This is a genomic window from Microbacterium lacticum (assembly GCF_006716815.1).
Taxonomy (GTDB): domain Bacteria; phylum Actinomycetota; class Actinomycetes; order Actinomycetales; family Microbacteriaceae; genus Microbacterium; species Microbacterium lacticum.
The window spans coordinates 1-13,147 of record NZ_VFPS01000003.1 but is presented as its reverse complement, the minus strand read 5'-3'; the positions used below and the strand labels follow the sequence as shown (position 1 = coordinate 13,147).

Sequence of the window (13,147 nt, the reverse complement as noted above, 5' to 3'; positions counted from 1 at the left end):
CCCTCACATGAGCTTCGTCGAGGCCATCGCGTCGACGAGCCCGCGGTTGAACGAGACGAGCGGTCGCCGCAGCACGAGCCCGAGCAGCAGCGTCGGCACGAGGAAGGCGAGGAGGAGCCCGATCGAGATCCAGAAGTCGGCGCCGTACGTGCCCGCGATCGCCGAGCGCATCGCCGAGATCGCGTGCGTCGCCGGCAGGAACGGGCTGACGTTCTGGAACCACGCCGGCAGCAGCTGCAGCGGATACGCACCTCCCGATCCGGAGATCTGGATCACGAGCAGCAGCACCGCGAGCGCCTTGCCGGCATTGCCGAACGCGACGACGAACGTGTAGATGATGAGCGTGAACACGAGCGAGGTCACCCACCCCGCCAGAAGCAGCAGGAACGGATGCGCGGGCTCGATCCGCACGAACAGGATCAGACCCAGGATCACGAGGGTCGACTGCGCGAGCCCGGTCACGGCGAAGATGCCGTACCGGCCGAGGTACTTCTGCGTCGACGACAGCTCGGGCTCGTCGGGCAGCGCGTCGCGGCTCACGTCGACGCGGATCGCGACGGTCATGAGGAGCGCCCCGACCCAGAGGGCCAGCACGATGTACAGCGGCGCCATGCCCGCGCCGAAGCTCACCACGGGGAACACCTCGACCCGGTCGACGCGCACCGGCTCGGCGAGCGAGGTGGCCAGCACGCTCGGGTCCGACCCGATGATCTCGCTGAGCCCGGCGAGGTCGCCGGTCTTCGCCGCGTTCGCGATCGCCTGCTGCACGGCGTCGAACTTCGCCGCGGCGTCGGTGAGGGCCGTGCTGAGCCGCCCCGTCACCTGCTCGGCGCCCTGCAGCGCGCCGACGATCGAATCGGATGCCCCGGAGAGCCCCGACGCCGCCTGCGCGAGGTCGCCGCGCACCGCCGAGATGTCGTCGTCGATGACGGAGAGGGTGTCGCCCAAGGCATCCAGCTGCGGCTTCAGGGTGCCCGTGTAGGAGTCCTCCGCCTGCGCGATCGCCTGCTGCGCCTGCGCGATGAGGTCCTTCACCTTCTGATGGGATGCCTGGGCGTCGGCGTTCCCCGCGGTGATGTCGGCCGCGGCCTGTGCGAGCGAGTCGTGCACGGCCTGCTGGCGGGCGATCGCACGGTCGAGCTGGGCGACCACGTCGTCGAGCGCCGGCTGCGCCGCCGGGGGCAGCTGCGGCCGCACGTCGTCGACGAGCGTCGTGCGGAGAGCGGCCGCGTCGTCGATCTGCTTCTGCACCCGCGCGGCGATGGTGGTGAGCGCGTCGGCCTGGCTGCCCGTGAGGTTGCCGACCTGCGTGTAGAGGTCGTCGACGCTCGTCCCGACGGCGGCGTATCCCTGCGCCGTCGTGCGGAGGGCGTCGGCGACCGCGCCCGTCGCCGACTGCAGCGTCTCGCCCAGCTGCCGGGCGGCGCCCGCGCCGCTGCCCGCGGCGTCGGAGGCGTCGCCGAACGCGTCGCCCGCACCCGAGACGAGAGCCGAGGCGCTCTGCGCGAGCGGGATCGTGCCCTGGACGAGCGTCTGGAACATGTCGGCGGTCTGCGCGCCGGCGCGCAGCTGTGTCGCGAGCGACCCGACGCGGGCTTCGACGCGGGCGAGCGCCGCCTGGGTGTCGGCGTCGGTCAGGTAGTCCGACAGCGAGGAGATGAGGCTCAGAGCGACATCGCTGAGCGTTTCGGTGAACACCGAGCTGATCTGCGCCGAGACCCCCTCGGCGCCCTGGCCGGTGATCTTCGGGGCGAGGGCGTTCTTCTTCTCGTTGGTGTAGTAGGCCAGCTCGGTGCGCTGGGCGCCGTCGGCGTAGAACGTCAGCATGTCGGCGCTGAACGTGGGCGGCAGCACGATCGCCGCGTAGTACCGGCCCGACTTGGTGCCGTCGATCGCGTCGTCCTCCGAGGTGATCACCCAGTTGAGCTGATCGTTCGCGCGCAGCTGCGAGAGCACCTGCTCGCCGACGTTCACGCGGATCGGCACGAGATCGCTCTGGTACCCCTCGTCGGTCGAGGCGACCGCGACGGTGAGGTTCTTCGTGTTGCCGAACGGGTCCCAGCTGGCGAGCACGTTGAACCACGTGAACAGCGACGGGATCACCACGAGCCCGAACATCACGATGATCGCCATGACGTTCATCACCGAGTGCCGCAGGTCGCGGCGGATCAGATGCAGGATGCCTCTCATACCTGCTCGCCTCCTTCGCGCCGGGTCTCGGGGGTGTCGGTGGGTTCGTCGGTGTGGGTGGGGTCGGCGGTTTCGGTGGTGGGCTCCGTCGTCGCGACGGCGTCCGCGCCGGCTTCGGCCGGGCTGAACAGGCGGGTGAGCACGTCGCCGTCCGGCTCGTCGGACTGCGCGGACGCGTCGGACTCGGCGGACTCGCTCGTCTCAGAGACATCCGTCGCGGGGGCATCCGTCTCCGGGGCATCCACAGCGGAGGCATCCACCTCTGCGGTGTCCACCACCGTCGCCGTGCCGGTCGCCACGCCGTCGTGGCGCATCGCGCGGCGCAGCTCCGCGTCGCCCATGCCGGCGAGCTCGGCGGCGGCCTCGAAGCTGTGGCTCACGTATTCGAGCACGACGAGGAAGGCGATGACGATGAGGCACCACAGCATCCAGAGGAAGAGGAGCGTCGCGCTCTGCTCGTGCAGGAGCCAGGCGATGAGGCCGAGCACGACCATGCCCGCGAGGCCCGCCAGCAGGGCGATCCGCAGGAGGGTCGGGTAGCGCTCGACGAACGGTCGTGCGCGGCGGTCGAGCCGGTTGCGGAACTCGCCGCGGTCGGCGAGGGCGTGGATCACGTCGGTGAGGCGGTAGCCGCGGCCGACGACCTGCACGTCCTCGCCGATGAGGAGATCTGTCGCGATCACCTCGCGGTTGAAGAGACGGTTGAGGTATGCCAGGCGACGGCGCAGCACGAGACCCACGATCCAGGCCAGCACCACGAAGATGGCGAGCGCGCCCATGAAGCGCCACCAGTGTGCCCCGTAGAAGCCGGCGATCGTCTCGCGCATCGCGTCGATGCCGTACGTGAACGGCAGGAACGGGTAGATGTTGCGGAAGAACTGCGGCATCAGCTCGATCGGATAGAGCCCCGAGGCGCCCGGGATCTGCATGATCACGAGCAGCACGCACAGGCCCCGCCCGACATGGCCGAACGCCACGCACAGCGCGTAGATGATGCTGACGTAGGCGAGCGAGATGAGGATGCCCGTGCCGACGAACGCGACCGCGCTCACCGTCTGCACGCCGATGATGAGGTCGCCGACGCACACGACGATCGCCTGCAGCACCCCGAGCGAGGCGAACAGCAGGAAGCGCCCGACATAGGCCTCGCCGACGCGGATCGGGCCGACGCCCTCGGTGTCGACCTCGACCTTGAAGATGACCATCATCACGAACGCGCCGATCCACAGCGAGAGGTTCGTGAAGAGGGCCGCCATCGCCGACCCGTACGAGGAGACCGGGAACACGACGTGCTCGGCGACGTCGACCGGGGTCGCGATGAACTGAGCGATCTGCTGCGGGTCGAGGCCGGTGACGGTGCCGAGGGTGTTCCACGCCGAGGCCGAGCCGAGGGCGAGCACGTCGGTGCGGGCATCGCCGAGCCCGGTCTGGATCCCCCCGAGAGTGCCGTCGAGGCTGTCGAGCGCCGCCCCGGTGGCGACGAGCTGGGTGTCGAGTCCCGCCAGGAGCGTGCCGGCCTGGGTGAGCTGCGCGCGCTGCGCGTCGATCGCGGCCGAGAATCCGCCGGCGCTCGTCGACAGCGTCGCCATCGCGCTCGTGAGCGCGGGGATCGACTGGGTGAGCGCGTCGCGCAGGCCGGTCGCCGAGGCCTGCGCGCCCTGGACGGCCGTGTTCACGGCATCCGCCGTCTTCTGCACGGCCTGCACCGCCGAGGCGGTGTCGTCGTTCATCGCCTTCAGGTCGGCGAGGAGCTGCTGGTCGGCCTGGTTCTGCTGCTCGAGGGCCGTCAGCACCTGCTGCAGCTGCTGGGCGACGGCGGGGTCGAGTCCGCCCTGATCGAGGAGCGTCTGCAGCTGCGCGATCGCCGCCGCGTTGGCGTCGGCGACGGCGGTGACGTCGTCGATCGCGGTGTCGATGCGGGCCGAGGCCTGACCGAGGGTCTGCGTGACCTGGGTGACCGAGATGTGCGCCTGCGCCGAGGCGTCCGCCAGCAGCGTCGCGCCCTGCACGTAGGCGGAGGTGGCGGCGTCGGTGAACGAGAGCACGTCGCGCTGCGCCTGCGCGATGATCGTCTGCGCCTGGCCGAGCGCGGTCTGCACGTCGCCGAGGGTGGTGTCGACGTCGGACAGGGTCGACTGCGCACCGCTCAGCGAACCGCGCGAGCGTTCGAGCCCGCCCTTCATGTCGGTGATGCTCTGGCGGGCCGAGGCGACCTGGGCGGAGGCCTGGTCGAACGCGTTCAGGCCGTCGTTCTTGGCGTTCAGCAGCTTCAGCTGCACGTCGTCGCCGGCATCCTTCAGCTCGGTCGTCGCCGCCTCGGCGACCTGCTCGATGAACGCGCTGCTGATCTTGTCTTTCACGCCCGCGGCGCCGACGTCGGTGATCTTCGGGGCGATCGCGCTGGCCTTCTCGTTGACGTAGTAGGTCAGCGCGGGCTGGGTGAAGGTGCCCGTCGTGATGCTGAGCAGGTCGGAGCTGAAGCTTCGCGGAATGATGATCGCGGCGTAGACCTCGCCCGAGCGCACCGCCTCGCGGGCTTCGTCCTCGCCCATGAACTGCCAGCCGAGCTGGTGGTCGTCGTGCAGCTGGTCGACGACCTGCGAGCCGACGTCGATGGGGCCGGTCAGGTCGGAGCGGGCGCCCTCGTCGAGGTTGACGACCGCGACGCCGATGCTGCCGGTGTTCGCGTACGGGTCCCAGAACGCGGTGATGTTGAACCAGGCGTAGAGCGCCGGGGTGAGCAGCACCCCGAGCACGATGACCCAGGTGCGGCGCGCGCGGAAGATCCGCGTGACATCACGCCGGAAGACTTGGAAACTCTTGCGCACCGACCTATGGTACATCTAATCTGCACACCGGTGTGCAAGTTCTTGGGTGGCGGGGGTTGATTGGGGCTGGCGTGTCCCGGGTGGGCGGGTGTGGGGCCGGGTCGCGGGGCGCGGCCGTGCACAATGCAGGAGATTCACGCACGCCGGTGCGCGGGTGCCGCGTCTTTCCGGGGTCACCGCCGCGGCGCGCGTCCGGATCTCCTGCATTGCGCACGCACGTGTCGGCGCACGCCGCGCGCGGAGGGTCGCGGCGCGGCCGACTGGGTCGCGGCGCGGGCGGTTAGGTGTACTGACCTCGACCGTTGTTGATTCGGTCGATGGGGGTTTTGCCTCCGATGCCGAGGTGGTGCCTGTCTAGGTTGTAGTAGTCGAGCCAGGTCGTCAACCCTGCTTTTCGGTCGTCGTTCGAGCTCCAGGGGCGGGCGTAGGCCCACTCGGTGGCGAGGGTGCGGTTGAGGCGTTCGACTTTCCCGTTGGTCCAGGGGCAGTGCGGTTTGATGAACCGCTGTCGGATGCCGTGCGCGTCGACCACGGCCTTGAACGCGGCCGAGTGGCGGTAAGCGAACGCGTTGTCGCTGATGACGCGTTCGACTGTGACGCCGAGGCGCGCGTAGAACGCGATCGCGCGGTCGAGGACGCCCGCCGCGGTGGTGCCTTTCTCGTCGTCGTGGATCTCCGCGTAAGCAACTCGGGAATGGTCGTCGATGACGGTGTGCACGTAGTCGTAACCCAGGCCCCGCTTGCGCGCAGGACGTTGCCCGCGGCCATGCAGACGCCATCCGCCGCCGTCGGGGATACGGCCGAGTTTCTTCACATCAACGTGGATCAGGGACCCGGGATGATCATGCTCGTAACGCTGCGCGGATCGGCGGGTCGCGCGGATCACGGACCCCGTGACCGGGTCCAGCTCCCGCAGCAACGGCACGTGGTGGCGGCGCAACACCCTACCGACCGTTGAGGCCTGCAAGCCGAGCTTGTCAGCGATGAACACCGGCCCACGCCGAGTGAGGTGCCGCATGATCCGCACCCTCGCCTCCACGCACGCTTTGGTCTGGCGAGGGTGGGAGCGGGCGACGCTGGAACGATCGATCAGGCCCGCCGGGCCGCACTCCCGGAACCTGCGCCACCACCGCCACGCGGTCGTGCGGGAGATCCCCATTTCCGCGGCAACATGCGCGACCGCACGCCCCGACTGGATGCGCTGAACCATGATCAACCGGCCGGCCGGAGTCAGCCGGGCATTAGCGTGAGACAAGAGAGACCTCCGTGCGTTTGAGCTGAAGAACTTAGACAGCTCCAACTCGACCCCGGAGGTCTCTCCTACGTCAACAACGATCTGGGTCAGTACAGTTAGGCGCGGTGCGGGTCGAGTGGGTCGCGGTGTGAGGGGGCTGAGGCCGGGCCCGGCCGGTCAGTCGGCGCCGAAGTCGTACATCGCCGACTCGGACGCCGCCTCGACGGCGTCGGCCAGCGCTTCGGACTCGGCGTCCTGCCCCTCGGCCGACGAGATGATCTCTCCCGCCTCGCCCGCCGTCACGCGGCCGACGAGCTCGCCGGTCGCGCCGCCGATGAGGCCGAGACCTGCGTACTGCTCGAGGCGCGAGCGCGAGTCGGCGATGTCGAGGTTGCGCATCGTGAGCTGCCCGATGCGGTCGGTCGGGCCGAAGGCGGCGTCGCCGACGCGTTCCATCGAGAGTTTCTCGGGCGCGTAGGAGAGGTTCGGCGCGGTCGTGTCGAGGATCGTCCAGTCGTCGCCGCGGCGCAGGCGCAGGGTGACGGTGCCGGTGATCGTCGACCCGACCCACTTCTGGATCGACTCGCGCAGCATGAGCGATTGCGGCTCGAGCCAGCGACCCTCGTACATGAGGCGGCCGAGCCGGCGACCCTGCTCGTGGTAGGTCGCGAGGGTGTCTTCGTTGAGGATGCCGTTGACGAGGCGCTCGTACGCGATGAACAGCAGCGCCATGCCGGGCGCCTCGTAGATGCCGCGCGATTTCGCCTCGATGATGCGGTTCTCGATCTGGTCGCTCATGCCGAGGCCGTGGCGGCCGCCGATGCGGTTCGCCTCGAAGACGAGCTCCACCGGGTCGTCGAAGCGCACGCCGTTGAGCGCGACCGGGCGGCCCGCCTCGAACTCGACCGTCACGTCTTCGGTGGCGATCTCTACCGTCGGGTCCCAGTACTTCACACCCATGATCGGGTCGACGGTCTCGAGCGAGACATCCAGGTGCTCGAGCGTTTTCGCCTCGTGCGTGGCGCCCCAGATGTTGGCGTCCGTCGAGTAGGCCTTCTCGGCCGAGTCGCGGTAGGGGAAGCCGTGCGCGACGAGCCACTCGCTCATCTCCTGGCGGCCGCCGAGCTCGGTGACGAAGTCGGCGTCGAGCCACGGCTTGTAGATGCGCAGGGCCGGGTTCGCGAGCAGGCCGTAGCGGTAGAACCGCTCGATGTCGTTGCCCTTGTAGGTCGACCCGTCGCCCCAGATGTCGACGCCGTCATCCTTCATGGCGCGCACGAGCAGGGTGCCGGTCACGGCGCGGCCGAGTGGCGTCGTGTTGAAGTACGTCTTGCCGCCGGAGCGGATGTGGAACGCGCCGCACTGCAGCGCGACGAAGCCCTCCTCGACGAGCGCCGTCTTGCAGTCGACGAGCCGCGCGACCTCGGCGCCGTACTCGAGCGCGCGGCCGGGGATCGCGGCGATGTCGGTCTCGTCCGGCTGGCCGAGGTCGCCCGTGTAGGTGCAGGGCACGGCGCCCTTGTCGCGCATCCACGCGACGGCGACCGAGGTGTCAAGACCTCCGGAGAAGGCGATGCCGACGCGCTCGCCGACGGGCAGGGACTGGAGGACCTTCGACATGGTCTCGATTGTAGTGAGCGCATGGAGAGGGCGTTCGAACCGGGGTGGAGGGGTGCGCAACACCCCCGCCGCCGCCGGGGGCCCGCTCGATAGGATGGGGTGCACCGGCATTTCGGTGCGACCGCGAGACAACGGGGGAGTACCCATGCCAGGCATCGTGATCGTCGGCGTCCAGTGGGGCGATGAGGGCAAGGGCAAGGCCACCGATCTGCTCGGCTCGCGCACCGACTGGGTCGTCAAGTTCAACGGCGGCAACAACGCCGGGCACACGGTCGTCATCGGCGACGAGAAGTACGCCCTGCATCTGCTCCCCTCCGGCATCCTCAGCCCCGGCGTCAACGCCGTCATCGGCAACGGCGTCGTCGTCGACCTCGAGGTGCTCTTCGGCGAGCTCGAGGCGCTGAACGCCCGCGGCGTCGACACCTCGCGCCTGCGCATCAGCGCCAACGCGCACGTCATCACCCAGTACCACCGCACGCTCGACAAGGTCACCGAGCGCTTCCTCGGCAAGCGCATGATCGGCACGACGGGGCGCGGCATCGGCCCGACCTACGCCGACAAGATCAACCGCGTCGGCATCCGCATCCAAGACCTCTTCGACGAGAACATCCTGCGCCAGAAGGTCGAGGGCGCGCTCGACCAGAAGAACCACCTGCTCGTGAAGGTCTTCAACCGCCGCGCCATCACCGTCGACGAGGTCGTCGACGACCTGCTCAGCTATGTCGAGCGCCTGCGCCCCATGGTCTGCGACACGGGCCTGCTCCTCAACAACGCGCTGGATGCCGGTGACGTCGTCGTCTTCGAGGGCGGGCAGGCCACGATGCTCGACGTCGACCACGGTACTTACCCGTTCGTGACGTCGTCGTCGGCGACGGCCGGCGGCGCCTCGACGGGCTCCGGCGTCGGCCCCAACCGGCTCGACCGCATCGTCGGCATCGTCAAGGCGTACACGACGCGCGTCGGGTCGGGCCCGTTCCCGACCGAGCTGTTCGACGAGCAGGGCGAATGGCTGCGCAAGCGCGGCTTCGAGTTCGGCACGACGACGGGGCGCCCGCGCCGCGTCGGCTGGTACGACGCCCCCGTCACGCGCTACGCGACGCGCGTCAACGGCATCACCGACCTCGTGCTGACCAAGCTCGACATCCTCACGGGTCTCGACCAGATCCCCGTGTGCGTCGCGTACGACGTCGACGGAGAGCGCTTCGACGAGGTGCCGGTCAACCAGAGCGACTTCCACCACGCCACCCCGATCCTCGAGTACTTCCCCGGCTGGAGCGAGGACATCTCCACCGCCCGCACGTTCGAGGACCTGCCGCTCGAGGCGCAGGACTACGTGCTCGCACTCGAGCAGATGAGTGGCACCCGCATCTCGGTCATCGGGGTGGGCCCCGCCCGTGACGCCGTGATCGTGCGCCACGACCTCGTCGACTGACGGCGATGCGCTTCTTCCTCGGCGGCTACGGCGCCGACATGGGCGGTGACGCCGACGGCATCGGCGTGCTGCACGCGGGCGCGCCGGATGACGCCCTCGCCGGCGGCGAGCTGGCCTGGGCGGGCACGGCCGCGGCCGCGGCATCGCCGTCGTGGCTCGCGTGGCATCCGACCCTCGACGTCGTCTACGCGGCGCAGGAGGGCCGCGGCGACGTGCAGGCCTTCCGCCGCACCGGACCCGGAACCTTCGCCCCGCTGGGCCCTGCTGTGCCGGTCGGCGACTCCGTGTGCCACGTCGCGGTCTCACCGAGCGGCGCGAGCCTGATCGCCTCGTGCTACGGCGACGGCCGCGTGGTGCGCGTGGCGGTGGATGCCACGGGCGCCCCCGCGACCGTCGCCGGTGCGGCGCCGGGCGCTCCGGCCGCGGGCGCGGCCTCCGTCGACCCCCACGCCGGGCTCGGCGAGGAGCGCGCACCGCACGCCCGCCAGGCGACGTTCGTCCCCGGCGGGTTCGTCTCGACCGACCTCGGGTTCGACAGCGTGCGGGTGTGGTCTCCGCCGTCCGCCGGCGAGCGCGCCGCGCCGGCGCTGCGCCAGACGGTCACGCTGCCGCGCGGATCGGGCCCGCGCCACGCGGTGTGGCATCCGAGCGGCCACCTCTACGTCGTGACCGAGTACTCGAACGAGGTGTTCGTGCTGCGCCCCGGATCGGACGGGGCGTGGATGCTCGTCGGCGGTGCGCCCCTCGTCGGCACCGAGGTCGGCGTCGACTTCCCGGCCGAGATCGCCCTCTCGCGCGACGGCCGTTTCGCCGTCGTCGGCGTGCGCGGCAGCAACACGCTCGCGTCCCTGCGGGTCGACGGCGACGGCGGGTCGCTCGCGTCGGTCGCCCTCGTCGAGTCGGGCGTCGACTGGCCGCGCCATCACGTGATCGCGCGCGACACCGTGCTCGTCGCCGGGCAGCGGAGCTCCGAGATCGCCTCGCTCACCCTCGACGAGCGCACCGGCGTTCCCGGCCGGGTGCGCCGGCGCGTCGAGGCCCCGACGCCGACGGCCCTGCTCGCCGACCGCTGACGCCGCTGACCCCAGGTGCGCCGGGCGCGCGTGACGCGCGCCCGCGCGGCCCGAACCATCGCCCCCGCAGAAGCCTCAGACCGCGGCATCCTGCTTCGGGATGTAGACCTTCTTGATGATCAGCAGGATCGACGCCGTCACGGGGATCGCGACGAGCGCACCGAGGAGGCCCATCAGCGTGCCGCCGACGAGCGCGCCGATGACCACGAGCGAGCCGGGAACCGAGATCGCCTTGTTCATCACCTTCGGCGTCAGAACATATGCCTCGATCTGCATGTACACGAGGTAGACGATCGCGAAGACGAGACCGCCGATCGGGCTGGCGATGAGGGCGATCACCGTGCCGATCGCCCAGAACAGCACGCCACCGACGAGCGGGATAAGCGTGACCGAGAAGGCCACGACGGCCATCAGCGCGGGGAACGGCAGGCCGAGGAACAGATACAGCAGGAACGCGACGAGCGAGTTGAAGAATGCCAGCACGACCATGCCGCCGAGGTAGCCGCCCACCGACTCGGTGATCTGCTCGGTGATCTCGGTGGTCGTGGAACGCAGACGCGCCGGCCACAGGCGGTAGAACGCCTGCTTGATCTCGGGCAGCGAGGCGAGGAAGTACAGGCTCAGCACGATGATGATGATGATGCCCGAGATCGTCGTACCGATGCTCAGCCCGATCGAGAGCACGCCGCCGCCGATCGCGGCGACGTTGTTCGGGTCGGTCAGGAACTTCTGCAGCTCGGCGAGCAGGTCGGGCGCCTGGTCGCCGAACTGGGTGACGAGCCACGCGAACAGGTCGGAGCGCTGGAAGTCGCCGATCATGCCGGGCAGGTCGCGGATGAACTGGGCGATCTGCTGGATGACCGTGGGGACGATGAGCCAGAGGATCGCGATGATCACGAGCGCGAACACGAAGTAGACCACCGTGATCGCCCACGCACGCTTCATGCCGCGCGCCTGCAGCCGCCGCACCAGCGGGTCGAGTCCGAGCGCGGCGAACATCGCGAACGCGATGTAGATCCAGATAGTGACGAGGCTCGTGATCGCCATGCCGAGGGCGAAGGCCACGAGGCCGCCGAACGTCAGGAAGAACCCGATGACGAACGGATGGTTGAGGTTCGCCCAGATCGTGCGCGCGGGCGTCTGGTTCTCGAGCGCGACCGTCGTCGCGTCGGGCGTCGGAACGGCCTCGCCGCCAGCGCTCGTGGCGGCACTGGCGGCGGTCGCGTCGGCGGAGCTGCGGTACGGCGTCGGTTCGGGTTCGCCCATGCGTCACACTCTAGGGTCAGACGGTCGTCTTTCGGAGGACCGCGGCCGATCCGAGCGCCTGCGCGATCGTGATCACCGCGAGCACGACCGTCAGCCCCCAGACGCCCGACTCGACGATGAACCCCATCACCTCCGGCCACGACCGGGTCACGGTGATCAGCCAGATAGCGGCGAGCAGCACGAGGGCGATGCCCACGAGGATGAGCGTCAGCCGGAACGACCCCCACCGCTTGTACACGGTCGCCGCCCAGAACCCGAGGGTGAAGACCATCATCGTCAGAGTGAAGAAGAACAGCCCCGCCGCGAGCGGCCCCGACGCCCACAGCCAGTCGAGCGCGAAGAAGTAGCCCCCGATGCCCCAGCCGTTCGTGGCGATCTCGATGAGCCCGCCGACGACGAAGATGAGGGCGAGGATGCCCGCCGTCAGCGCCGCGGTCAGCATCGTGCCGAGGAAGAACTCCCGCCGGGTGACGCTCAGCGCCTGGGAGAACGGGAACGTCAGCGTGAGGGCCTGCACCCCCACCGCGATGAAGTACCACAGCGGTGCCTGGGCGCCGCCGCCGTACATGTTGGTCGTGACGCCGCCGGCGGCGATGATTCCCCAGATGATCAGGGAGATCACGAAGGAGCTGCCGAGGATGAGCAGCGGCACCCACACGAAGGTCTCGCGGTTGGCCAGCTGCATGCGGACGACGTTCAGCGTGCGGCTCATCGGAGTGCTCCTTCCGCCGCGGGCTGCGCGGCATGCTGGGTGAGGCGGACGATCAGCTGTTGCAGTGACACGGGTGCGAGGTCGAGCCCGGATGCCTGGAGGGCGGCCCGATCCGCGGCGGTGAGCTCGCCGAGCACCGTGACGCTCGTGACGTGTCCGAGGCTCTCGCGGTGGATGACCTCGCGGCCGGCGGCGAACGCCTCGACGACCGCCGCGTCGCCGACGATCGTGGCGGCGCGCGAGCGCACCGCGTCGGTCTCCTCGTCGAGGAGGATGCGACCGCCGTCGATGACGACGACCCGCTCGATGAGGTTCGACACCTCGTCGATCAGGTGACTGGAGAGGATGACGGTGCGCGGGTGCTCCGCGTAGTCCTCGATCAGCCGGTCGTAGAAGAGCTGGCGCGCGACGGCGTCAAGCCCGAGGTACGGCTCGTCGAAGAACGTGATCTCGGCCCGCGAGGCGAGCCCGATGATGACGCCCACCGCCGAGAGCTGCCCGCGGGAGAGCTTCTTGATGCGGGTCTTCAGCGGCAGCTCGAACGCCGCGACGAGTTCGTCGGCGAAGCCCTGATCCCAGTTCGGGAAGAACAGGCTCGCCATGCGGAACGCGTGCGTCGGGAGGGCGTCCTCGGGGTACTTCTGGCTCTCCCGCACGAAGCAGATGCGCTGGAGCACGACGGCGTTCTCATACGGGTCCGCGCCGAACACGCGCGCCGTGCCCGACGTGGCGAAGTTCTGCGCGGTGAGGATCGACATGAGTGTCGTCTTGCCGGCGCCGTTGCGGCCGAGA

At 69.7% G+C, this 13,147-nt stretch carries 9 protein-coding genes; 2 read left to right on the top strand and 7 right to left on the bottom strand.

The window, feature by feature from the left end:
• Positions 1 to 3: 3 nt before the first annotated feature.
• The 4 genes from FHX68_RS08750 to argG form a co-directional block, all read right to left on the bottom strand.
• Positions 4 to 2,190: a YhgE/Pip domain-containing protein gene (locus tag FHX68_RS08750; RefSeq protein WP_141379316.1), complete on the bottom strand. Its 2,187-nt coding sequence runs from the start codon at positions 2,188 to 2,190 to the stop codon at positions 4 to 6.
• Positions 2,187 to 5,018 (bottom strand): YhgE/Pip domain-containing protein, encoded by a 2,832-nt coding sequence (locus FHX68_RS08745; protein ID WP_141379314.1) that lies wholly within the window; start codon positions 5,016 to 5,018, stop codon positions 2,187 to 2,189. The genes FHX68_RS08750 and FHX68_RS08745 overlap by 4 nt, the downstream gene beginning before the upstream one ends.
• A gap of 280 nt (positions 5,019 to 5,298) precedes the next feature.
• Positions 5,299 to 6,273: an IS481 family transposase gene (locus FHX68_RS08740; protein ID WP_141920038.1), complete on the bottom strand. Its 975-nt coding sequence runs from the start codon at positions 6,271 to 6,273 to the stop codon at positions 5,299 to 5,301.
• A 156-nt stretch (positions 6,274 to 6,429) separates the two neighbouring features.
• Positions 6,430 to 7,872, bottom strand: coding sequence for an argininosuccinate synthase (argG, locus tag FHX68_RS08735; protein ID WP_141380796.1), 1,443 nt, complete (start codon positions 7,870 to 7,872; stop codon positions 6,430 to 6,432).
• A 145-nt stretch (positions 7,873 to 8,017) separates the two neighbouring features.
• Here argG and FHX68_RS08730 point away from each other — a divergent pair, with 145 nt between their 5' ends.
• Positions 8,018 to 9,304 carry an adenylosuccinate synthase gene (locus FHX68_RS08730; RefSeq protein WP_141380795.1) on the top strand — a complete coding sequence of 429 codons (1,287 nt, stop codon included), beginning with the start codon at positions 8,018 to 8,020 and terminating at the stop codon, positions 9,302 to 9,304.
• Between the two features lie 5 nt (positions 9,305 to 9,309).
• Positions 9,310 to 10,377 carry a lactonase family protein gene (locus FHX68_RS08725; RefSeq protein ID WP_141380794.1) on the top strand — a complete coding sequence of 356 codons (1,068 nt, stop codon included), beginning with the start codon at positions 9,310 to 9,312 and terminating at the stop codon, positions 10,375 to 10,377.
• A 75-nt stretch (positions 10,378 to 10,452) separates the two neighbouring features.
• On the opposite strand, the gene FHX68_RS08720 is transcribed toward FHX68_RS08725, so the two are convergent.
• The 3 genes from FHX68_RS08720 to FHX68_RS08710 form a co-directional block, all read right to left on the bottom strand.
• Positions 10,453 to 11,643 carry an AI-2E family transporter gene (locus FHX68_RS08720; protein WP_141380793.1) on the bottom strand — a complete coding sequence of 397 codons (1,191 nt, stop codon included), beginning with the start codon at positions 11,641 to 11,643 and terminating at the stop codon, positions 10,453 to 10,455.
• A gap of 16 nt (positions 11,644 to 11,659) precedes the next feature.
• Complete coding sequence (locus FHX68_RS08715; protein ID WP_141380792.1) at positions 11,660 to 12,355, bottom strand: hypothetical protein; 696 nt, start codon at positions 12,353 to 12,355, stop codon at positions 11,660 to 11,662.
• Positions 12,352 to 13,147: ATP-binding cassette domain-containing protein (locus FHX68_RS08710; protein ID WP_141920169.1), on the bottom strand; the 796-nt coding region annotated here is incomplete at its 5' end. The genes FHX68_RS08715 and FHX68_RS08710, both read right to left, overlap by 4 nt.